Origin of the sequence: Streptomyces sp. NPDC012794 (assembly GCF_042901085.1) — a bacterium.
Taxonomy (GTDB): Bacteria; Actinomycetota; Actinomycetes; order Streptomycetales; family Streptomycetaceae; genus Streptomyces.
In genome coordinates this window covers 118609-138360 of record NZ_JBIBCI010000004.1, presented here as the reverse complement: position 1 = coordinate 138360, position 19752 = coordinate 118609, and the positions used below count along the sequence as shown (strand labels likewise).

Below are 19752 nucleotides of genomic sequence, written 5' to 3'. Positions count from 1 at the left end.
GGCCCCCGGTCCACCGGTCCCGGTCGGGCCCCGGGCCCTCAGATGCCCAGCTGGGCCACCGTGAGCCGGGCCACGGCCTCCTTCTCGCCGTCCAGTTCCACGGCGGCGGCGTCCTGCCGGCCGAAGCAGAACAGCGTCAGCTCACCCGGCTCCCCGGTCACCGTCACCACCGGTACGCCCTTGTGGGCCACCGCCGTGCGCCCGTCCGGGCGGCGCAGCACCAGGCCCACCGGCGAGCGGCGGCCCGTGAGACGGGCCAGCTTCTCCAGCCGGGACCACAGCGCGTCCGAGAACACCGGGTCCAGCGTCCGGGGCGACCAGTCCGGCTGGGCGCGCCGCACGTCCTCGGCGTGGACGTAGAACTCCACCGCGTTCGCGGCCTCGTCGATCTGCTTCAGGGCGTACACGGACAGCTTCGGCGGGCCGGTGCGGATCAGCTGGATCAGTTCCTCGTACGGCTTGGCCGCGTACTCGGCCATCGCCCGGTCGAGGCGGTCCTTCAGCACGTTCAGCAGCAGCCCGCCCGCCGCGTCCGGGCGGCGCTCGCGCACCACCACGTGCGCCGCCAGTTCCCGGCAGGTCCAGCCGTCGCACAGCGTCGGCGACTCCGGCCCCGCCGCCTCCAAAAGGTCCGCCAGCAGCAGGCGTTCACGCTTCGCATGGGTAGACATACGGGCCAGCCTACGACCGGAAGCCACCCCGCCGCCGCTCATCAGGCGGACGGTGATCCGTAACAGGGCCTTCCGCCCGGCACAATGGGGCCCATGAGTACGTCCTCCCTCGACCCCGCCGTCGCCGCCCGCCTCAAGCGCTCCGCGGACGGCCTGGTTCCGGCCATCGCCCAGCAGTACGACACCGGTGAGGTGCTGATGCTCGGCTGGATGGACGACGAGGCCCTGCACCGCACCCTCACCACCGGCCGCTGCACCTACTGGTCCCGCAGCCGGCAGGAGTACTGGGTCAAGGGGGACACCTCCGGCCACTTCCAGTACGTGAAGTCCGTCGCCCTCGACTGCGACGCGGACACCGTGCTCGTCAAGGTCGACCAGGTCGGTGCCGCCTGCCACACGGGTGCCCGTACCTGCTTCGACGACGATGTCCTCCTCCTCAGCGACGCCAGCTAGCCAGTTAGGGTCCCCCCATGGATCTCGAGACGTTCCGCAAGCTCGCGGCCGACCGCCGCGTCATCCCCGTGAGCCGCAGGCTGCTGGCCGACGGGGACACCCCCGTCGGGCTCTACCGGAAGCTGGCCGCCGAACGCCCCGGCACGTTCCTGCTGGAATCCGCCCTTGGGGGTACCTCCCACACCGGAGGTAGTGGGGGAGGGCGTTCCTGGTCCCGCTACTCCTTCGTCGGAGTCCGCAGCGACTCCACCCTCACCGTCAAGGACGGCCGGGCCCACTGGATCGGCACCCCGCCCGTCGGCGTCCCCACGGACGGCGACCCCCTCGACGCCCTGCGCGCCACCGTCGAGGCCCTGCACACCCCCCGCGACCTCGCGGGCGGCATGCCGCCCTTCACCGGCGGCATGGTCGGCTACCTCGGCTACGACATCGTCCGGCGCCTGGAGCGCATCGGGGACCACGCCGACGACGACCTGGAGCTCCCCGAGCTGACCATGCTCCTCACCTCCGACCTGGCGGTCCTCGACCACTGGGACGGCACCGTCCTGCTCATCGCCAACGCGATCAACCACAACGCCCTCGACACCGGCGCCGACGAGGCCCACGCCGACGCGGTCGCCCGTCTCGACGCGATGGAGGCCGACCTGGCGCGGCCCGCGCCCTACGCGCCCGCCCCGCTCCCGGAGTCGGAGCTGCCGCCCTTCGACGCGCTGTGGGGCGGCGAGAAGTACCAGGCGGCCGTCGAGGACGTCAAGGAACGCATCCGGGCCGGCGAGGCCTTCCAGGTGGTGCCCTCGCAGCGGTTCGAGACCCCCTGTCACGCCTCCGCTCTGGACGTCTACCGGGTGCTGCGGGCCACCAACCCGTCCCCGTACATGTACCTCTTCCGCTTCGAGAACGGCTTCGACGTCGTCGGGTCCAGCCCCGAGGCGCTGGTCAAGGTCGAGGACGGCCGGGCCATGGTCCACCCCATCGCCGGCACCCGCCACCGGGGCGCCACCCCGCAGGAGGACAACGACCTGGCCGAGGAGCTGCTGGCCGACCCGAAGGAGCGCGCCGAGCACCTCATGCTCGTCGACCTGGGCCGCAACGACCTGGGCCGGGTCTGCGAGCCGGGCTCGGTCGAGGTCGTCGACTTCATGAGCATCGAGCGGTACTCGCACGTCATGCACATCGTCTCCACGGTCACCGGACGGGTCGCCGAGGGCAGGACCGCCTTCGACGTGCTCACCGCCTGCTTCCCCGCCGGCACCCTCTCCGGAGCGCCCAAGCCGCGCGCCATGCAGATCATCGAGGAGCTGGAGCCCTCCCGCCGCGGCCTGTACGGCGGCTGCGTCGGCTACCTCGACTTCGCGGGGGACTCCGACACCGCCATCGCCATCCGCACCGCGCTGCTGCGCGACGGGACGGCGTACGTGCAGGCCGGAGCGGGGGTCGTCGCCGACTCGGTGCCCGAGCTGGAGGACCAGGAGTGCCGCAACAAGGCCGCCGCCGTGCTCCGCGCCGTGGGAGCGGCGAACCGCCTCCACCGCGCCTGAGGCCGTAGGGGATAGTGGGTACGTGACCGCCGTACCCCACCCCCCCAACGAGGCCGAGGCCGCCGGGAGCAGCACCGGCCGCCGCACCGTGGCCGTCGCCCTGCTGCTCGGCGCGCTCGGCGCCACCGTCGTCCTGCTCGCCTCGGGCCGCACCTGGGCCCGGGGCAGCGCCTCCATCGGGGGCGGCAGCCTTCCCCTGACCGCGGACGGGCGGGCCGTCACGGGCCTCCCGGCGGCGCTGGCCATCGTCGGCCTCGCCGCCCTGGTCGCCGTGTTCGCCGTCCGCGGCCGCGGGCGCCTGCTGGTCTCCGGACTGCTCGCGCTGAGCGGCCTGGGCGCGGCGCTGGCCGCGGTGGCCGCCGCCGACGACCGGCGGGCGCTGGACGAGCGGGCCGCCACCGCGACGGCCGACACCGCCGCCCGGGTGATGGAGCTGAGCCACACGGCGTGGCCCTACGTCACCGCCTCCGGCGCGGCGCTGATCCTGCTCGCGGGACTGCTCGCGCTGCGCTTCGGCCGCGACTGGCCCGCGATGGGAGGCCGCTACGAGCGCGACGGGAGCCCCCGCGGACGCACCCCGGCCCCGGTCGACCCGGACCGGCCGGAGGACCTGTGGAAGGCGCTGGACCGCGGCGAGGACCCCACCGGCTGAGCGGGCCCCGCCGCGGACCCCCACCCACTGGCGAAACCGGCGGCCCCGTGCGGGAGAATGACAACGACAGCGAGCGTGCGACACAGGCCACGCTCTCTACACGCTTGAGACAGAGCAACGAGGAGCAACTCATGGCGGGCACGAGCCACGGACACACCCCGGCCGCCTGGACCGGTGTCATCATCGCCTTCATCGGTTTCTGCGTCTCCGGCGCTTTCATGGTGCTGGCGAACCCGCTCGGGTTCTGGGCCGGCCTGGTCGTCGTCGCGCTCGGTGGTGTGGTCGGCCTCGCGATGCGGGCCGCCGGCATGGGCGCGCCGAAGGACGGCCACCGCGACCTCGCCGAGGTCATCGCCGCCAACCGGGTTCCCGCCAAGGTCTGAGCGCGATCCCGCGGGTCTGCCGGTCCGCTTTCGAAAGGCGCGGCCCCGTCGGGCTGCGCCTTTCGTCATGAGCGGAGAGAATCAGCGCGTGGACGCCCCTCACACCGACGCCCCGCACGCGGCGCTCCGGCAGCCGCCGCCTCCCGCCCCGGCGCCCGTACGGGCCTCCCGGGCCCGGCGGCTGGCCGCCCCCGTGCTCACCCTGGCCGGGGTGGCGGCGGCGTTCGCGTACGTGGGTGCCGTGGACCCCAACGAGCCCGGGCACTACCCGGTCTGCCCGCTGTTCCGGCTGACCGGGGTGCTGTGCCCCGGGTGCGGCGGGCTGCGCAGCGCGCACGCCTTCGCCACCGGGGACCTGCCGGCCGCCCTCGGCGCCAACGCCGTGGCCGTGGCCGGATACCTGGTCTTCGCCGCGTTCACGGCTCTGTGGCTGGTGCGGGCCTTCCGCGGCGGACCGGTCCCCCGGATCGCCCCGGGGCCGGCCGCCTGGTGGGGCATCGGGGTCGTCGTGCTCGCCTTCTCGATTGTCCGGAACCTCCCGTTCGGTTCTGCCTTGGCCCCCTGACCCGGCGGAGGCCCTTGCGGGAACTACGGGAGGGCCATATTCCGAGTGTCCAGTCCATGGGACACCGAGAAGTCCGTGCGGAGCCCTCGGCGACCTGCGGATACCATTTGAGTGCTGACCTTGCAGTGGAACGTGTCTGCAAGGCGGCCGACCGTCATCAACCCGGAAGGGGGCCGCTCGCGTGAGTGTGCTCGACGAGATCATCGAAGGGGTCCGCGAAGACCTTGCCGAACGGCAGGCCCGCGTGAGCCTCGACGAGCTCAAGGAGCGTGCCGCCAAGGCGCCCCAGGCCAAGGACGGTGTCGCCGCCCTGCGCGGCGACGGCGTCAAGGTGATCTGCGAGGTCAAGCGCTCCAGCCCCTCCAAGGGCGCGCTGGCCGCGATCGCGGATCCGGCCGGGCTCGCCGCCGATTACGAGGCCGGCGGGGCGGCGGTCATCTCCGTCCTCACCGAAGAGCGCCGCTTCGGCGGCTCGCTCGCCGACCTCGAGGCCGTCCGCGCACGCGTGGACATCCCGATCCTGCGCAAGGACTTCATCGTCACGGCGTACCAGCTGTGGGAGGCCCGCGCCTACGGCGCCGACCTCGTGCTGCTGATCGTCGCGGCCCTGGACCAGGAGGCCCTGGTCTCCCTCATCGAGCGGGCCGAGTCCATCGGCCTCACCCCGCTCGTCGAGGTCCACGACGAGGAGGAGATCGAGCGCGCCGTCGCCGCGGGCGCCAGGATCATCGGCGTCAACGCGCGCAACCTGAAGGACCTCAAGGTCGACCGCTCCACCTTCGAGCGGATCGTCGGAGAGATCCCGCCCCACATCGTGAAGGTCGCCGAGTCCGGAATCCGCGGACCGCACGACCTGATCGCCTATGCCAACGAGGGGGCCGACGCCGTCCTCGTCGGAGAGTCCCTGGTCACCGGCCGCGACCCGAAGGCGGCCGTGGCCGACCTCGTCGCCGCCGGCGCCCACCCCGCCCTGCGCCACGGGCGGAGCTGACCACTCCCATGCCTCCCGCCCGCTCCCGCGTCCGCACCCGCCCGGGCCACGGCCCGGCCGGCGTGCCGACGGCGCACGCGCCCCTGGCGCGCGGCTGCCGCCCCCGCGGCTGCCGTGCCCCGGCGCGCCGCGTGCACGGCAGGCGGGTGCGCTACGTGATCGGGTCCGAGCCCGGACAGGTCAACGGCATGCGATGGCGCGCCGGAGCCGCGCCCCTGACGACGGCCCTCCCCGCCCGGTACCCCTGACGTACCGGGCGCGGGCGGCCGCGTACGGTCCCCGCCCCTTCCCGGGCGCGGACCGTCCCGTTCCGTACGCCGCCCACCCCTCAGCGGGGTGCGCGGGCCACGGACCGGCGGCGCAATACGGTGCATCCAGCCCGCGTCGAGCGAAGCCTCGCATTCCGCACCCGTAGGAGTAGTGGCCATGTCCACCAGCTCGTTCTTCATCCCGGACCCGGAGGGTCACGTCCCCAACGCCGAGGGCTACTTCGGTGACTTCGGCGGCAAGTTCATCCCGGAGGCCCTCGTCGCCGCCGTGGACGAGGTCGCCGTCGAGTACGAGAAGGCCAAGGGCGACCCGGCCTTCGCCGCCGAGCTCAACGACCTCATGGTCAACTACACGGGCCGGCCCAGCGCCCTGACCGAGGTGCCCCGGTTCGCCGCGCACGCGGGCGGCGCCCGCATCTTCCTCAAGCGCGAGGACCTCAACCACACCGGCTCGCACAAGATCAACAACGTGCTGGGGCAGGCGCTGCTCACCAAGCGCATGGGCAAGACCCGCGTCATCGCCGAGACCGGCGCCGGCCAGCACGGCGTGGCGACCGCCACCGCCTGCGCCCTCTTCGGCCTCGACTGCACCATCTACATGGGCGAGATCGACACCCAGCGCCAGGCCCTCAACGTGGCCCGCATGCGCATGCTCGGCGCCGAGGTCATCGCCGTGAAGTCCGGCTCCCGGACCCTCAAGGACGCCATCAACGAGGCGTTCCGCGACTGGGTCGCCAACGTGGACCGGACGCACTACCTCTTCGGCACCGTCGCCGGCCCGCACCCCTTCCCGGCCATGGTCCGCGACTTCCACCGCGTCATCGGCGTCGAGGCCCGCCGCCAGATCATCGAGCGCGCCGGCCGGCTCCCCGACGCGGTCGCCGCCTGCGTCGGCGGCGGCTCCAACGCCATCGGCCTCTTCCACGCCTTCATCCCGGACAGCGGGGTCCGCCTGGTCGGCTTCGAGCCCGCCGGACACGGAGTGGAGACCGGCGAGCACGCCGCCACCCTCACCGCGGGCGAGCCCGGCATCCTGCACGGCTCCCGCAGCTACGTCCTCCAGGACGAGGAGGGCCAGATCACCGAGCCCTACTCGATCTCGGCCGGCCTGGACTACCCGGGCATCGGTCCCGAGCACTCCTACCTCAAGGACAGCGGCCGCGGCGAGTACCGCGCGGTCACCGACGACGCCGCCATGCAGGCCCTGCGCCTGCTGTCGCGCACCGAGGGCATCATCCCGGCCATCGAGTCGGCGCACGCCCTCGCGGGCGCCCTCGACCTGGGCAGGGAACTGGGCCCGGACGGGCTGATCGTGGTCAACCTGTCCGGCCGCGGCGACAAGGACATGGACACGGCCGCCCGCTACTTCGGGCTGTACGACGGCGCCCAGGGCACCGAGGGCATCGAGGGGGACGACAAGTGAGCGGCACCACCGACAGGACCGGCCACCTGGAACTGCTGAGCGCCACCCTCGCCAAGGCCAAGTCCGAGGACCGCGCGGCCCTCGTCGCCTACCTCCCGGCCGGCTTCCCGACCGTCGACGGCGGCATCGAGGCCGTCAAGGCCGTCATCGCGGGCGGCGCCGACATCGTCGAGATCGGCCTGCCCCACAGCGACCCGGTCCTGGACGGCGCCGTCATCCAGACCGCCGACGACATCGCCCTGCGCGGCGGCGTCAGGATCGCCGACGTACTGCGCACCGTCCGTGAGGCCTTCGAGGCCACCGGGGTCCCGATCCTGGTCATGACGTACTGGAACCCCATCGACCGCTACGGCGTCGAGCGGTTCACCGCCGAGCTGGCGGCCGCCGGCGGTGCCGGCTGCATCCTGCCCGACCTGCCGGTCCAGGAGTCCGCGCTGTGGCGCGAGCACGCGGCGAAGAACGGTCTGGCGACCGTCTTCGTCGTCGCCCCCAGCAGCCGGGACGAGCGCCTGGCGACCATCACCGCCGCCGGCTCCGGCTTCGTCTACGCGGCCTCCCTCATGGGCGTCACCGGCACCCGCGAGTCCGTCGGCAACGAGGCGCAGGAACTGGTGCGCCGCACCCGCGCCACCACCGACCTGCCGGTCTGCGTGGGCCTGGGAGTCTCCAACGCCGTGCAGGCCAAGCAGGTCGCGGGCTTCGCCGACGGTGTGATCGTCGGCTCGGCCTTCGTGAAGCTGCTCCTGGACGCCCCCGACCTGCCGGCCGGCCTGTCGGCCGTGCGGGCACTGGCGGGCGAGCTTGCGGAAGGCGTACGCAGGTCCTGACCCGGGACGGGCCCCGGAAGGGGTTCTGTAGCCCGATCGGGTGGAAACGTGAGCGGGGAGGCACGCGAGTGCCTCCCCGCTTCGTTTGGCCCGTCGTGAGCGAGAAGAACGACGGTGCGAACCGCGATGCGACGAAACGATCGGCCCGGGAGCGACTCCAGGAGGAGCGCGAGCGGCAGAAGGCCCGGGACAAGCGCCGGCGGACCTTCCTGGTGGCCGGAGCGGTCCTCGGCGTGCTCGGCCTGGCCGCCGTCGTCGGCGTGATCGCGGCCAACGCCGGCAAGGGCGACAAGCCGGGCAAGGACGGCCCGGTGGCCGCCCCCTCCGGAGCCACCGGCAAGGACGCGCTCGCCATCCAGACCGGCAAGGACAGCGCCAAGTCCACCCTCACGGTGTGGGAGGACTTCCGCTGCCCCGCCTGCAAGGCCTTCGAGGACAACTACCGCGCCACCATCCACGACCTGGAGGCCAAGGGGCTGCTCAAGGTCGAGTACCACCTGGTCACCCTGATCGACGGGAACATGGGCGGCACCGGCTCCCTGAAGGGGGCGAACGCCGCCGCCTGCGCCCAGGACGCCGGCAAGTTCGCCCCGTACCACGACCTCCTCTTCCAGAACCAGCCGCAGGAAACCGACGACGCCTTCGGCAAGAACGCCAGGCTGCTGGAACTGGCCGGCAAGGTCGAGGGGCTCGACACCCCGGCCTTCCGCTCCTGCGTGGAGGACGGCACCCACAACAGCTGGGTCCTCAAGTCGCACGACGCCTTCCGCACCGGGAAGTTCCGGGGCACCCCCACCGTGCTTCTCGACGGCAAGGACATCTTCTCCGACCAGGCGAACCCGCTGACCCCGCAGAAGCTGAAGGAGAAGGTCGAGGGCACGGGCGGCAAGGCCGTCCCGTCACCGTCCGCCTCCCCCTCCGCGTCCCCGTCCGGCAACGGAGGGACGAGGAGCGGCACCAGGAGCGCCCCCACCGCCGGATCGGGTTCCGCTTCCGGCTCCCGGACCGGGACGGGAGCCGGATCGGGAGGCTGAGCGGCGGCCCCGCCGCGTGTGGTTTTGATTTCAGCTTGCCGGGCGGGTTGCGGTGCGTACCGCCCGGCAGGGTAGCGTCAGGTCTGCCATGGACCTTGCTTACATCCCCAGCCCGTCGACCGGCGTGATCGATCTCGGACCGATCCCGCTGCGCGGCTACGCGTTCTGCATCATCGTCGGCGTCTTCGTCGCCGTCTGGCTCGGCAACAAGCGGTGGATCGCGCGCGGCGGAAAGCCGGGCACGGTCGCGGACATCGCCGTGTGGGCCGTGCCCTTCGGCCTGGTCGGCGGTCGCCTCTACCACGTGATCACCGACTACCAGCTCTACTTCGGCGAGGGCCGGGACTGGGTCGACGCCTTCAAGATCTGGGAGGGCGGCCTCGGCATCTGGGGCGCGATCGCGCTCGGCGCGGTCGGCGCCTGGATCGGCTGCCGGCTGCGCGGCATCCCGCTGCCCGCCTGGGCCGACGCGCTCGCCCCGGGCATCGCCATCGCCCAGGCCTGCGGACGCTGGGGCAACTGGTTCAACCAGGAGCTGTACGGCCGCCCGACCGACCTGCCGTGGGCGCTGGAGATCAGCGAGGGCCCGAACCGGGTCGCGGGCACCTACCACCCGACCTTCCTGTACGAGTCCCTGTGGTGCCTGGGCGTGGCCGCGCTGGTCATCTGGGCCGACCGGCGCTTCAAGCTGGGACACGGGCGGGCCTTCGCCCTGTACGTCGCGGCGTACTGCGCGGGGCGCGGCTGGATCGAGTACATGCGGGTCGACGAGGCGCACCACATCCTGGGGCTGCGGCTGAACGTCTGGACCGCGATCGTGGTCTTCGTGGGCGCGGTGGTCTACTTCGTGCTCTCGGCGAAGCTGCGGCCGGGGCGCGAGGCGGTCGTGGAACCGGTGGCCGCCGACGGTTCGGGTTCCGCCGATGCGGGTTCGGCTGAGCCGAAGGACGCCGCGGCCGATGCCAAGCCCGTCCCGGCGGGCGCGGAGGTCAAGGCGGACGAGGCGGACGAGGCCGGGACGAAGCGCACGAGCCCCGCGAAGCCCGCGGCCGATGCCGATGCCGTTCCGGCGGCTGCGGAGATCAAGGCGGCCGACGCCGAGGCGAAGCCCACGAGCCTCACGAAGGCCGCGGAGGCCGACAAGGGCTGACCGGGTCTTCACGGGAGGGGGGCGCCGCGCGTACCGCGGCGCCCGCTCCGGCGTACCCGGCCGGCGCCTCGGAGCCGCTGCGCGGAATGCTCCCCGCCCTTCCACCGTTCCCCGGGCTCCGCCCCGGACCCCGCGCCTCAACGTCGGCGAGGCTGGATGTGACGGCGCGAGGCACGAGCGCGGCCGGACCGTGCGGTGCCGTGCGCCTGCGGAGGGCCGCGCCGGCGCCTGAGGCGAGAACGGGTGAAGGGCGGGAAGGAGCGGGCGCCGCGCAGCGGGCCACCCGCCCGCGCACGACCTACCGGCCCCGGCCACCCGCACCGGCCCCGCCCGGGGTCCGACGGCCGGAGGCCGGCGCAGCGGCGCGCAGCCGGGGAGGCCGCCCGCGGCCGAGCCGCGCGAGCGGCGCGTCAGGAAGGGGATCGCTGGGAGAGGGACAGGGTGCGGTGGGCGGCGGCCACGACCGCCGGGTCCACGAAGCGGCCGTCCGGGAGGGCCAGGGCACCCGGCGTGGTGCGGGCGGCGGTGACGACCTCCTCGGCGGCGGTGACCTCCTCCGGCCGGGGGAGGTAGGCCCGCTCGATCACCGGGAGCTGGCGGGGGTGGATCGCCGCCCGGCCGAGGAAACCCAGTGCCCGGCCCCGCGCGCACGACGCGGCCAGCGCCTCCAGGTCCCGGATGTCCGGGAACACCGACTGCGCGGGCGGCGCCAGCCCCGCGGCGCGGGCCGCGACGACGACCCTGGAACGCGGCCAGTCGAGCCCGCTCTCCGCGCGGACGCCGAGGTCGGCGCAGAGGTCCGCCTCGCCCAGCGTCAGCCCGTGCAGGCAGGGGTGGGCGCGGGCGATCTCGAACGCCCTCTCCACCCCCAGCGCGGACTCCAGCAGCGCGTACAGCGCCACCCCTCCGGTGCGTTCCGCGACCCGGGTGATCTGTTCCGGCGCGTCGATCTTGGGCAGCCGCAGTCCCGCGAGCCCGGGCAGCCGGGCCAGTGCCGTGAGGTCGGCGCCCGACCAGGGCGAGCCGAGGGCGTTGACGCGGACGTGGACGGGGAGCGGAGGCCGTTCCGTCAGCAGCTCGGCGGTGGCCGCGCGGGCGTACTCCTTGCGCGAGGCCGATACCGAGTCCTCCAGGTCGACGATGACGGCGTCGGCCTCGCTGCGCAGGGCCTTCGCCACCACCGCGGGGCGGTCCCCGGGCGCGTACAGCCAGGTCAGGATCACAGGGCTCCCTCCAGGCGGAGAGCGGAGATCTCGGCCCCGGTGAGGCCGAGCTCGGTCAGGACGGATTCGGTGTCCGCGCCGTGCGGGCGGCCGGCCCAGCGGATCCCGCCGGGGGTCCCGGACAGCCGGAAGAGGACGTTCTGCATGCGGAGCGGGCCGAGTTCGGGGTCCTCGACGCCGGTGACCGTGCCGAGGGCCGCGAACTGCGGATCGGCCATCACGTCCCGGACGTCGTACACCAGGGCGACGGCGGCCTCGGCCTCCTCGAACGCGGCGACCACGTCGTCGGCCTTGTGGCGGGCGACCCAGCCGCCGACCGCCTCGTCGATGACCTCGGTGTGGGCGGCCCGCCCGGAGCCGGTCGCGAACCAGGGCTCGCAGATCAGCTCCGGCCGGCCGACGAGCCGCAGCACGCGCTCGGCGATCGACTGGGCCGAGGCGGACACCGCCAGCCAGCGGCCGTCCGCGCTGCGGTAGGTGTTGCGCGGGGCGTTGTTGGCGGAGCGGTTGCCGGTGCGGGGCTGGACGTAGCCCAGCTGGTCGTACCAGAGCGGGTGCGGGCCCAGCACGGTGAGGATCGGTTCGATGATCGCCAGGTCGACGACCTGGCCCCGGCCGGTACGGTCGCGCCCCGCGAGCGCGGTCATCACCGCGTAGGCACAGGTCAGGGCGGCGATGGAGTCCGCGAGGCCGAACGGCGGCAGCGTCGGCGGCCCGTCCGGCTCCCCGGTGATCGCGGCGAACCCGCTCATGGCCTCGGCGAGGGTGCCGAAGCCCGGGCGGCGGGCGCACGGGCCGTGCTGGCCGAAGGCCGTGACGCGGGCCAGGACGAGGCGCGGGTTCGCGGCGGACAGGGCCTCCCAGCCCAGCCCCCACCGCTCCAGGGTGCCGGGGCGGAAGTTCTCGACGACCACGTCGGCGGTGGCGGCCAGCCGCAGCAGGGTGTCCCGGCCGCCGGGCGTGGACAGGTCGAGGGTCATCGTCCGCTTGTTCCGCCCGAGCTGCTTCCACCACAGCCCGACGCCGTCCTTGGCCGGCCCGTGCCCGCGGGAGGGGTCGGGCCGGTGCGGGTGCTCGACCTTGACCACCTCGGCGCCGAAGTCCCCGAGCAGGGTGGCCGCCAGCGGCCCGGCGAACAGGGTGGCCAGGTCCAGCACCCGCAGCCCGGCCAGCGGGCCGCCGCCGAGCCCGGGGGCCGCGCCCGCGGGCGGCGCCCCGGGCTCCGGGCCGGCGGGAGTCATGAGCGGGCCCCGTCGCGCGGCGGGGCCGGCGGGCCCGGTTCCGGCGCGGCCGCGGCGAAGGCGTCCGTCTCCGCCCGCGTGGGCATGGAGTCCTGCGCGCCCGGCCGCTGGACGGACAGCGCCGCCGCCCCGCAGGCCCAGCGCAGCGCCTCCAGCATGGCGCGGCCCTCCCCGAGGGCCACCGCCAGCGCCCCGACGAAGGTGTCCCCGGCGGCGGTGGTGTCCACCGCCCGGACCCGGGGGGCCGCCACCACGAGGGGTTCGCGCCCCTGGGCCGCGTACAGGCAGCCGGCCCCGCCCAGGGTGACCACCACCTCCGGGACCTCCCGCAGCAGCGCCTCGGCGGCCCGGTGCGGATCGGTGAGCCCGGTCAGGGCGGCGGCCTCGTGCTCGTTCGGGACCAGCAGGTCGGTGGCGGCGAGCAGCCCGGCCGGGAGCGGCTGGGCGGGGGCCGGGGTGAGGACCGTACGGACCCCCCGCGCGCGGGCGGCCTCCGCGCCGGCGAGGACGGCTTCCAGGGGCAGTTCCAGCTGGAGCAGCAGGCAGTCGGCGGCGCCGATCCGCGATGCGTCGCCCGCCTCCAGGCCGGTGACGCGGGCGTTGGCGCCGGGGATGACGATGATGCTGTTGCCGCCCTCGTCGTCCACGGTGATGTGCGCGGTGCCGCTGGCGCCCTCGACGGTGCGCAGGGCCGCGGTCTCGATCCCGGCCGAGGCGAGTGCGGCCCGCAGCCGTACGCCGAACGCGTCCGCCCCGACCGCGCCGATCATCACCACCTCCCCGCCGAGGCGGGCGGCGGCCACCGCCTGGTTGGCGCCCTTGCCGCCGGGGACCGTGCGGAACTCCCGCCCGGTGACGGTCTCCCCGAGGCGGGGGGCCTTGGGCACGTAGGCGACGAGGTCCATGTTGGTACTGCCGAGCACGGCGATGGCCGTCATGGTCGGGATGCCTCCTGGGCGGTGAGGTGGGCGAGGGTGTCGAAGCCGACGCCGTCGAAACCGGCGACGGTGGTGGCGAGGCGGTTCCCCAGCGGGGCGGTCCAGCGTTCCGGGATCCGGTCGGGGGACCCGGCCAGGAGTCCGGCGACCGACCCGGCGGTGGCGCCGTTGGAGTCGGTGTCCCAGCCGCCGGACACCGCCCGGCACACGGAGTGCGTGAAGTCCCCGTCGGCGTGGGTGAGGGCGGCGGCGATCAGGGCGGTGTTGGGGACGGCGTGCACCCAGTGGTAGTGGCCGTAGCGGGCGTGCAGCCGGTCCACGACCCGGTCGAAGCGGGCCTCCTCGCCGGCCGCGCGGATGCCGAAGCGGACGGCCTCGGCGAGGCGCGAGCCGGGCGGTACGACGGCCAGCCCGGCCCGGAGCGCGGCGTGCACGTCGGCCCGGCCGCCGGCGGCCTCGGCGATGGCTGCGGCGGCGAAGAGGGCGGCGTAGACCCCGTTGGCGGTGTGGGTGAGGGTGGCGTCCCGCCAGACCTGCTCGGCTGCGGCGGCCGGGTCGCCGGGGTGGGTCCAGCCGTGGACGTCGGCGCGGATGAGGGCTCCGATCCACTCCCGGAAGGGGTTGTGGTGGGTGGCGGTGAGCGGGGGTTCCAGCCCCTGGAGGAGGTTGCGGTAGGCGACGCGCTCGGCGGTGAAGGTGCGGCCGGCGGGGAGCTCGTCGAGCCAGAGGCGGGCCAGGTCGGCGGTGCCGAAGCCCTTGCCGTGCCGCTGGAGGAGCAGCAGGCCGAGGAGGGGGTGGTCGAGGTCGTCGTCCTCGGGCGTGCCGTCGATGTTCTCGGCGAGGGAGGTGGCGGCGGAGCGGCGGTTCCACGGGTAAGCGGCCAGCAGCCCGGCCGGGACGCCGCGTGCGGTGAACCAGTCGTCCAGCGGCCAGTTCCCGGCGGCGCGGGCGAGGGCCCGGATCCCCTCCAGGGGGAGCTTCTCCACGGGTTTGCCGAGCACGCAGCCGACGGCCCGGCCGGCCCAGGCGGCCTCCAGCCTGCGGCGCAGCCCGGGATCCACGGCGTCGGCCGCGGTGGGCGGCCCGGCCGGTCCCCGGGTGTCCGGGCCGGGGTGCGGCCCGTCGGCCGGGGCCGGGCTGCCCGTGGCCGTCGCGGGAGCCCGCCGGGGTTCCCGGCCCGGGGCTTCCGGCGGCGGTGCGGGCCAGGTGGCGCGCAGGGCCGGCCAGGCGGTGGGCTCCGCGGCCGCCGAGGGGACGGGGAGGTCCGCTAGCCCGGCCAGCAGGCGGGTGGCGAGCGCGCGCAGCTCCGGCGCGGCCGGGGCGGGGGAGGCCCCGGCCCGGGCGGGAGCCGGGCGGCCGCCCGCCGCGAGCCAGGTGCGCAGGGCCGGGCCGGGGTCCCGGCCGTCCTCCGCGGCCTGGCGCAGCTCGTGGCCGAGCAGGTCCTCGGGCTGGGCCCAGGTGAGCCGTACGAGGTCCTGGGCGGCGGGGGCCGGGCCTGCGGCGCGGGGGCCCGTCACCGCGGAGAGGCGATCGCGGCGAAGGCGTCCTCGTGGGCGCGCCGGCGGGACAGGTCCCGGTCGAAGACCTCCCGGGCCACGGCGGCCAGCGCGGCCGCCGGGGCGTGCAGGTCGAGCCGGCTGGCTTCCGCGACCCGTTTCGCCCACCCGGCCGGCACAGCGGACTCCCCGCCCAGGGCGCCCGCGACCGCCCCGGCCATGGTGGCGATGGAGTCGCAGTCGCGGCCGTAGTTGACGGCGCCGAGCACGGAGGTCTCGTACCGGCCGTCCGCGACCAGCAGCATGCCGAGGGCGATCGGGAGTTCCTCGATGGAGTGCAGGCGCGAGGGGCGGCGGGCGCCGAGCGAGGGCGCCCGGTAGTCCGGTCCGACCGAGTCGTACGGGGCCACGGCCGCCCGCAGCGGCGCGAGTGCGGATTCGAAGTCCCGGTGCCGCAGGGCGACTTCGCGGACCGCCGCGATGGCCGCGCGGGTGCCGTCCTTGGCCAGGGCCAGCGCGCTGTCCACCACCGAGGCGGCCGTCGCCCCCGGGGCGCAGGCCGCCGCGACCGCCGCCGCGAAGACTCCGGCCGCCTCCCGCCCGTACGAGGACTGGTGCGCGCCCGCGACGTCCAGCGCCTCGGCGTACGCGGCGGCCGGATTGCCCGCGTTGACCAGGCCGACGGGCGCCATGTACATCGCCGCACCGCAGTTGACGATGTTGCCGGTGCCCGCCTCGCGGGGGTCCGCGTGCGCGTAGTGCAGCCGGGTCACGATCCACTTCTCGGCGAGGAAGATCCGCTGGAGGGGCAGCGCCTCGGCCTCCAGCTCCGGGATCCAGCGGGGGGTGCCCATCAGGTCCGGCACGAGGTGCTCGGCGACGGCGTACGCGTCCAGGTGGTCGCGTACGGCCGTGTAGACGCGTACCAGCGCGTGCGTCATGAGGGTGTCGTCGGTGACGTGCCCGTCGCCCTTGTGGTACGGCGCGACGGGCCGGGCGGTGCGCCAGTCCTCGTACCAGGGGCCGACGATGCCGTGCACGCGGCCGCCGTGCCGTTCGGCGATCTGCTCCGGGGACCAGCCCTCCACCGGACCGCCGAGGGCGTCGCCCACGGCGGCGCCGACGAGAGCGCCCGAGAACCGGTCCTCCAGTGTGAGGGTCATGCCCGAATCATCCCTTCGGTGAGGTGAGTTCCGTACGCGAGAGCAGCGCGGCGAGTTCGACGAGGTCGGTTCCGGCCAGCCGGGGCAGGGCGCATCCGGAGAGGGTGCGGCAGGCCTCGCGCCAGGCGGCGGGCAGGGAGTCGCCGCCGCCGAGGGCGCCGGTGAGGGCGCCCGCGAGGGCGGGGGCCGAGTCGGCGACGCGGGAGAGGCAGGCGGCGGCCGGGACGGCCCCGCAGACGCTGCCGCGGGCGGCGGTGGTGAGGGCGAGGGCCACGGGGACGGTCTCGGCGGCGGCGATGCCGTAGCTGTAGACGTGGTCGACGATCTGGTGCTCCAGCAGGGGCACGAGGGCGAAGGCGCCCTCGCCCTCCGGGCCTTGCTGCGCCCGGGCCAGTCCGACGGCGTGCCGGGCGTTGCGGCCGATCTCGGTGGCGGCGGGCAGCTGGGCCAGCGCGGCGTCGACGGCGGTGTCGGGGTCCGCCCCGGCGAGGGCGGCGGCGACCGCGGCGGCCATGGCGCGGGCGCCGTGGACCCCGTCGCCGTCCTGGGTGTAGCGGGCGTCGAACTCGGCGAGGTCCGCGGCCGCCCGGGGGTCGCCGGGGTGCACGACGGCCAGCACGCAGGCCCGGACGCAAGCGGCGTCGTCGAAGTAGTGCGGGTTGTCGTGGCCGGTGGCGGGCGGGCGCAGGCCCGCGGCGAGGTTGCCGAGCCCGGCGCGTACGGAGATCCGGGCGCGCATCGGCAGCACCGCGGACTCGACCTCGGGGGCGCGTTCGGCGGCGGCGGCGACCTCGCTCGCCAGGGCGTTCCAGGCGAGGTCGATGGCGGCGCGCATGCGGCGTGACCGGGAGAGGTCGCTGAGCAGGGCCCCGGCGGCGGTGAGTACGGACTCGGCGGCGAAGGCGGCCCATTCGGCGTCGTCGGAGGGGCCGAGGCGCAGGGGCTCGGGCGGCTGGTTGAGGGCGATGGGCACGGGGAGGGTGGTGGTGGCGTTCTGCTCCGCGAAGGTGTCGAGCTCGCGGGTGAGGCGGCGGGTCCACTCCGGCATCCGGCTTGCCCGGTGCCGGGCGGCGGGCCAGCCGGCGGCGTCGCCCGCCGCGAGGCCGAGGAGCAGCCCCTCGATCCGCCGGCCCGCCCGCGCCGGCGAGGCGGGGGTACGGGGCTCCTCGCGGGGCGTGGGGCGCGGCATCCCGGGGAGGCGGGCGGGGGCGGCGGTTCCCCCCGCCGCGCCCCTCCCCGGCGCCCGGGGCGGCCCCCCGGGCCCCGCGGCCGCGTCCCGGCCGGGGCCGGGAGGGCCGGGCGCGGTGACGGTGCCGGCCGGGCCGGCCGGGACGGGCGCGGTGGTGGTGCCGGCCGGCGGTGCGGTGAGCGCGGCCGCCGGGCCGGGTCCGCCGCCCGGGGGCGGCACGCCGGGGCCGGGGGCCGGGGGCGTGGCTCCCGGCAGGGGGCACGCGGTCCAGACCGCCGCCGGGATGGCGGGGGTGCCCGGGGGCGCGGGTACGGGCGCGGGCCCGCCGGCCGGGGCGGGATCCCCCGCGGTGGCCGTGCCCCCGCCCGGGGCCGCGGCTTCCGGCCGGGGCTGCCGGGCCGGGCCGTCGGGTGCGGGGAGCGCGGGGGGCGCCGGAGCGGCGGCCCGGGGGAGGCCCGGTGCGGGGGCGCGGTCCGGCGCGGCGGGGCCGGTGAGGGAGTCCGGGGTCATCGGGCGGGCTCGGATTCGGGGGTGAGGAGGTCAGCGACGTCCAGGACGTGGTAGCCGCGCATCGAGGGGAGGCAGCTGCCCCGGACCGGGCCGATCGCCGAGGCCCAGGCGGCGGGGATGGCCGCTGCCCCCGACAGGGCGCCGGCCAGGGCGCCCGCGACCGCCGCCGTGGTGTCGGCGTCCCGGCCCATGTTGACGGCGGTCAGGACGGAGCCGGGGAAGTCGCCCGCGCAGGCGGCGAAGGCACCGAAGGCCAGGCCCACCGCCTCCGGCGCCAGGTCCGTCCAGGGGTAGCCGCCGATGACCACCGCCGAGCGCACGGCCCGCTCCCCGCGCGGGGCGGCGGTCACCGCGCGGCGCAGCGAGCGGGCCGTCCAGGAGTCGGACGGGATCACGGACAGGGCCGCCGAGACCACCGAGACGGGCGAGCCGCCGGCCATGGCGGCGGCGACACCGGCCGCCACCGCCTGGCCGCCGTAGATGCCCTCCCCGTCATGGCTGACCGAGCCGTCGATGGCGACCAGGCGGGCCGCCTCCGCCGGCCGGCCGGCGGCGAAGACCCCGAACGGGGCCGCGCGCATCGCCAGGCCGTCCGACCAGGCGTGCCGGTGCTGCGCCGAGATCGGCGCCGCCAGGCCCCGGCGGAGGTTCTCCAGCGTTCCGCGCTCCGAGAAGCCCGCACCGCGGAAGGGGCCCTCGTCCAGGTCCGCGATCCAGTGGTGCCAGGCCCGTTCCACGTGCGCGACGGTGAGGGCGGAGCCGTGCCGGGCCAGCAGCAGGCCCGAGAAGATCGCGTACTCCGTGTCGTCCGTGCCCGCCGGGTCGTCCGAGACGAAACCCTCGATCCGGCCCCACTTCGCCCGGATCTCCGACGGCTTCATGTTCTCCGCGGGGGCGCCCAGCGCGTCACCCACCGCGAGGCCGAGAAGTGCGCCCCTGGCCCGTTCGAGGAGGACCTGAGGACTGCATGTGGTCAGCTCCATGGCGCGCCTCTCCACTTGGTGGGGGGCTCATCATGAGCCCCTGGGGGATTTGTGCCACGGCATGAGGTTTGTCGGTCGCCGCGAAACGCCCCCCGCGCACCCCCGTCACCCGGTCGCCGACCCGCGAAAGCCCAGGTAAGTACGGCCTTCCTTGCTGGCGGGAGCCCGAAATCGTGCGTACTTTCGAGGTGTTGAGGGGGGAGTGTCCCGCGCCGGGGCACAGCCGCGCGTCGCTCGCGCGTACCCGCCCGTACCCACTCGTACAGAAGGGGAGATACGCCGCATGTCCATCATCGACGTCGAAGCGCCGCTGCACACCGCCCACCGCGACAACCACACCCACCGCGACGTCAACGGCGGATGGCTGCGGCCGGCCGTCTTCGGTGCCATGGACGGGCTCGTCTCCAACCTCGCCCTGATGACCGGCGTGGCCGGCGGCGCCGTCGCCCCGCACACCATCGTGATCACCGGTCTCGCCGGTCTCGCGGCCGGCGCGTTCTCGATGGCGGCCGGCGAGTACACCTCCGTCGCCTCGCAGCGCGAGCTGGCCCTCGCCGAACTGGACGTGGAGCGCCAGCAGCTGCGCAAGCACCCCGTCGACGAGATGGAGGAGCTGGCCGAGCTCTACGTCTCGCGCGGCGTCGAGCCCGCCCTCGCCCGAGAGGTCGCGATGCAGCTCTCGCGCGACCCCGACCAGGCCCTGGAGATCCACGCCCGCGAGGAGCTCGGGATCGACCCCGCCGACCTGCCCTCGCCGCTGGTCGCCGCGGTGTCGTCCTTCGGCAGCTTCGCGCTGGGCGCCCTGCTGCCCGTACTGCCCTACCTGCTCGGTGCGACCGCCCTGTGGCCGGCCGTGCTGCTGGCGCTCGTCGGGCTCTTCGCCTGCGGTGCGGTGGTCGCGCGGGTCACGGCCCGGTCCTGGTGGTACAGCGGCCTGCGCCAGCTCGTCCTGGGTGGCGCCGCCGCGGGTGTGACGTACATCCTGGGAACCTGGATCGGCGGCGCCATAGGCTAACGGCCCCGGGAGTGAGACACTATGCAGAGCGCAACATA

The 19752-nt window shown here is 75.4% G+C and carries 20 protein-coding genes; 12 read left to right on the top strand and 8 right to left on the bottom strand.

Annotation, left to right across the window (positions count from 1 at the left end; genetic code table 11):
- Window positions 1–38: 38 nt before the first annotated feature.
- Window positions 39–671: a TIGR03085 family metal-binding protein gene (locus tag ACFY7H_RS09255; protein ID WP_388935354.1), complete on the bottom strand. Its 633-nt coding sequence runs from the start codon at window positions 669–671 to the stop codon at window positions 39–41.
- A gap of 84 nt (window positions 672–755) precedes the next feature.
- Here ACFY7H_RS09255 and hisI point away from each other — a divergent pair, with 84 nt between their 5' ends.
- The 11 genes from hisI (at window position 756) to lgt (ending at window position 9956) form a co-directional block, all read left to right on the top strand.
- Complete coding sequence (hisI, locus tag ACFY7H_RS09250; protein WP_388935351.1) at window positions 756–1124, top strand: phosphoribosyl-AMP cyclohydrolase; 369 nt, start codon at window positions 756–758, stop codon at window positions 1122–1124.
- Window positions 1125–1141: 17 nt separating this feature from the next.
- On the top strand, window positions 1142–2662 hold the full coding sequence (locus ACFY7H_RS09245; protein WP_388935348.1) for an anthranilate synthase component I: 1521 nt from the start codon (window positions 1142–1144) through the stop codon (window positions 2660–2662).
- Window positions 2663–2684: 22 nt separating this feature from the next.
- Window positions 2685–3314, top strand: coding sequence for a TIGR02234 family membrane protein (locus ACFY7H_RS09240; protein WP_388935345.1), 630 nt, complete (start codon window positions 2685–2687; stop codon window positions 3312–3314).
- A 131-nt stretch (window positions 3315–3445) separates the two neighbouring features.
- A complete protein-coding gene (locus tag ACFY7H_RS09235; RefSeq protein WP_388935342.1) occupies window positions 3446–3697 on the top strand; it encodes an HGxxPAAW family protein in 252 nt (83 codons plus the stop codon).
- A gap of 67 nt (window positions 3698–3764) precedes the next feature.
- On the top strand, window positions 3765–4262 hold the full coding sequence (locus tag ACFY7H_RS09230; protein ID WP_388935339.1) for a DUF2752 domain-containing protein: 498 nt from the start codon (window positions 3765–3767) through the stop codon (window positions 4260–4262).
- Between the two features lie 181 nt (window positions 4263–4443).
- Window positions 4444–5253 (top strand): indole-3-glycerol phosphate synthase TrpC, encoded by an 810-nt coding sequence (gene trpC / locus ACFY7H_RS09225; RefSeq protein ID WP_388935337.1) that lies wholly within the window; start codon window positions 4444–4446, stop codon window positions 5251–5253.
- A gap of 8 nt (window positions 5254–5261) precedes the next feature.
- Window positions 5262–5501, top strand: coding sequence for a tryptophan biosynthesis modulator TrpM (trpM, locus tag ACFY7H_RS09220; protein WP_388935334.1), 240 nt, complete (start codon window positions 5262–5264; stop codon window positions 5499–5501).
- Window positions 5502–5679: 178 nt separating this feature from the next.
- Window positions 5680–6945 (top strand): tryptophan synthase subunit beta, encoded by a 1266-nt coding sequence (gene trpB / locus ACFY7H_RS09215; RefSeq protein ID WP_388935331.1) that lies wholly within the window; start codon window positions 5680–5682, stop codon window positions 6943–6945.
- Window positions 6942–7772, top strand: a complete 831-nt coding sequence (trpA, locus tag ACFY7H_RS09210) for a tryptophan synthase subunit alpha (RefSeq protein WP_388935328.1) — start codon at window positions 6942–6944, stop codon at window positions 7770–7772. The genes trpB and trpA overlap by 4 nt, the downstream gene beginning before the upstream one ends.
- Before the next feature lie 95 nt (window positions 7773–7867).
- On the top strand, window positions 7868–8806 hold the full coding sequence (locus tag ACFY7H_RS09205) for a DsbA family protein (protein ID WP_388935326.1): 939 nt from the start codon (window positions 7868–7870) through the stop codon (window positions 8804–8806).
- 88 nt (window positions 8807–8894) lie between these two features.
- Window positions 8895–9956 carry a prolipoprotein diacylglyceryl transferase gene (gene lgt, locus ACFY7H_RS09200; RefSeq protein ID WP_388935323.1) on the top strand — a complete coding sequence of 354 codons (1062 nt, stop codon included), beginning with the start codon at window positions 8895–8897 and terminating at the stop codon, window positions 9954–9956.
- 410 nt (window positions 9957–10366) lie between these two features.
- Here the strand turns inward: lgt and ACFY7H_RS09195 are convergent, their stop codons facing one another.
- From ACFY7H_RS09195 to ACFY7H_RS09165, 7 genes are all read right to left on the bottom strand, one after another.
- On the bottom strand, window positions 10367–11179 hold the full coding sequence (locus ACFY7H_RS09195; RefSeq protein ID WP_388935320.1) for an HpcH/HpaI aldolase/citrate lyase family protein: 813 nt from the start codon (window positions 11177–11179) through the stop codon (window positions 10367–10369).
- Window positions 11176–12420, bottom strand: coding sequence for a CaiB/BaiF CoA transferase family protein (locus ACFY7H_RS09190; RefSeq protein WP_388935317.1), 1245 nt, complete (start codon window positions 12418–12420; stop codon window positions 11176–11178). Before ACFY7H_RS09190 ends, ACFY7H_RS09195 begins: the two co-directional genes overlap by 4 nt.
- Window positions 12417–13358: a ribokinase gene (gene rbsK / locus ACFY7H_RS09185; protein ID WP_388935315.1), complete on the bottom strand. Its 942-nt coding sequence runs from the start codon at window positions 13356–13358 to the stop codon at window positions 12417–12419. The genes ACFY7H_RS09190 and rbsK overlap by 4 nt, the downstream gene beginning before the upstream one ends.
- Window positions 13355–14875, bottom strand: a complete 1521-nt coding sequence (locus ACFY7H_RS09180) for an ADP-ribosylglycohydrolase family protein (RefSeq protein WP_388935313.1) — start codon at window positions 14873–14875, stop codon at window positions 13355–13357. The genes rbsK and ACFY7H_RS09180 overlap by 4 nt, the downstream gene beginning before the upstream one ends.
- Window positions 14872–16017, bottom strand: a complete 1146-nt coding sequence (locus ACFY7H_RS09175; RefSeq protein ID WP_388935310.1) for an ADP-ribosylglycohydrolase family protein — start codon at window positions 16015–16017, stop codon at window positions 14872–14874. The genes ACFY7H_RS09180 and ACFY7H_RS09175 overlap by 4 nt, the downstream gene beginning before the upstream one ends.
- A gap of 7 nt (window positions 16018–16024) precedes the next feature.
- Window positions 16025–17491: an ADP-ribosylglycohydrolase family protein gene (locus ACFY7H_RS09170; RefSeq protein WP_388936188.1), complete on the bottom strand. Its 1467-nt coding sequence runs from the start codon at window positions 17489–17491 to the stop codon at window positions 16025–16027.
- A gap of 221 nt (window positions 17492–17712) precedes the next feature.
- A complete protein-coding gene (locus tag ACFY7H_RS09165) occupies window positions 17713–18699 on the bottom strand; it encodes an ADP-ribosylglycohydrolase family protein (protein WP_388935307.1) in 987 nt (328 codons plus the stop codon).
- Window positions 18700–18982: 283 nt separating this feature from the next.
- Here ACFY7H_RS09165 and ACFY7H_RS09160 point away from each other — a divergent pair, with 283 nt between their 5' ends.
- Window positions 18983–19714: a VIT1/CCC1 transporter family protein gene (locus tag ACFY7H_RS09160; protein ID WP_388935305.1), complete on the top strand. Its 732-nt coding sequence runs from the start codon at window positions 18983–18985 to the stop codon at window positions 19712–19714.
- Window positions 19715–19752 lie beyond the last annotated feature (38 nt).

What these genes read in the sequence shown, in the direction of transcription:
- rbsK (WP_388935315.1), bottom strand. Translation starts at nt 13,358, where the DNA reads ATGACGGCCATCGCCGTGCTCGGCAGTACCAACATGGACCTCGTCGCC.
- ACFY7H_RS09175 (WP_388935310.1), bottom strand. Translation starts at nt 16,017, where the DNA reads ATGACCCTCACACTGGAGGACCGGTTCTCGGGCGCTCTCGTCGGCGCC.
- ACFY7H_RS09165 (WP_388935307.1), bottom strand. Translation starts at nt 18,699, where the DNA reads ATGGAGCTGACCACATGCAGTCCTCAGGTCCTCCTCGAACGGGCCAGG.
- trpB (WP_388935331.1), top strand. Translation starts at nt 5,680, where the DNA reads ATGTCCACCAGCTCGTTCTTCATCCCGGACCCGGAGGGTCACGTCCCC.
- ACFY7H_RS09160 (WP_388935305.1), top strand. Translation starts at nt 18,983, where the DNA reads ATGTCCATCATCGACGTCGAAGCGCCGCTGCACACCGCCCACCGCGAC.
- ACFY7H_RS09235 (WP_388935342.1), top strand. Translation starts at nt 3,446, where the DNA reads ATGGCGGGCACGAGCCACGGACACACCCCGGCCGCCTGGACCGGTGTC.
- ACFY7H_RS09230 (WP_388935339.1), top strand. Translation starts at nt 3,765, where the DNA reads ATGAGCGGAGAGAATCAGCGCGTGGACGCCCCTCACACCGACGCCCCG.
- ACFY7H_RS09190 (WP_388935317.1), bottom strand. Translation starts at nt 12,420, where the DNA reads ATGACTCCCGCCGGCCCGGAGCCCGGGGCGCCGCCCGCGGGCGCGGCC.
- ACFY7H_RS09255 (WP_388935354.1), bottom strand. Translation starts at nt 671, where the DNA reads ATGTCTACCCATGCGAAGCGTGAACGCCTGCTGCTGGCGGACCTTTTG.
- ACFY7H_RS09245 (WP_388935348.1), top strand. Translation starts at nt 1,142, where the DNA reads ATGGATCTCGAGACGTTCCGCAAGCTCGCGGCCGACCGCCGCGTCATC.
- trpM (WP_388935334.1), top strand. Translation starts at nt 5,262, where the DNA reads ATGCCTCCCGCCCGCTCCCGCGTCCGCACCCGCCCGGGCCACGGCCCG.
- lgt (WP_388935323.1), top strand. Translation starts at nt 8,895, where the DNA reads ATGGACCTTGCTTACATCCCCAGCCCGTCGACCGGCGTGATCGATCTC.
- hisI (WP_388935351.1), top strand. Translation starts at nt 756, where the DNA reads ATGGGGCCCATGAGTACGTCCTCCCTCGACCCCGCCGTCGCCGCCCGC.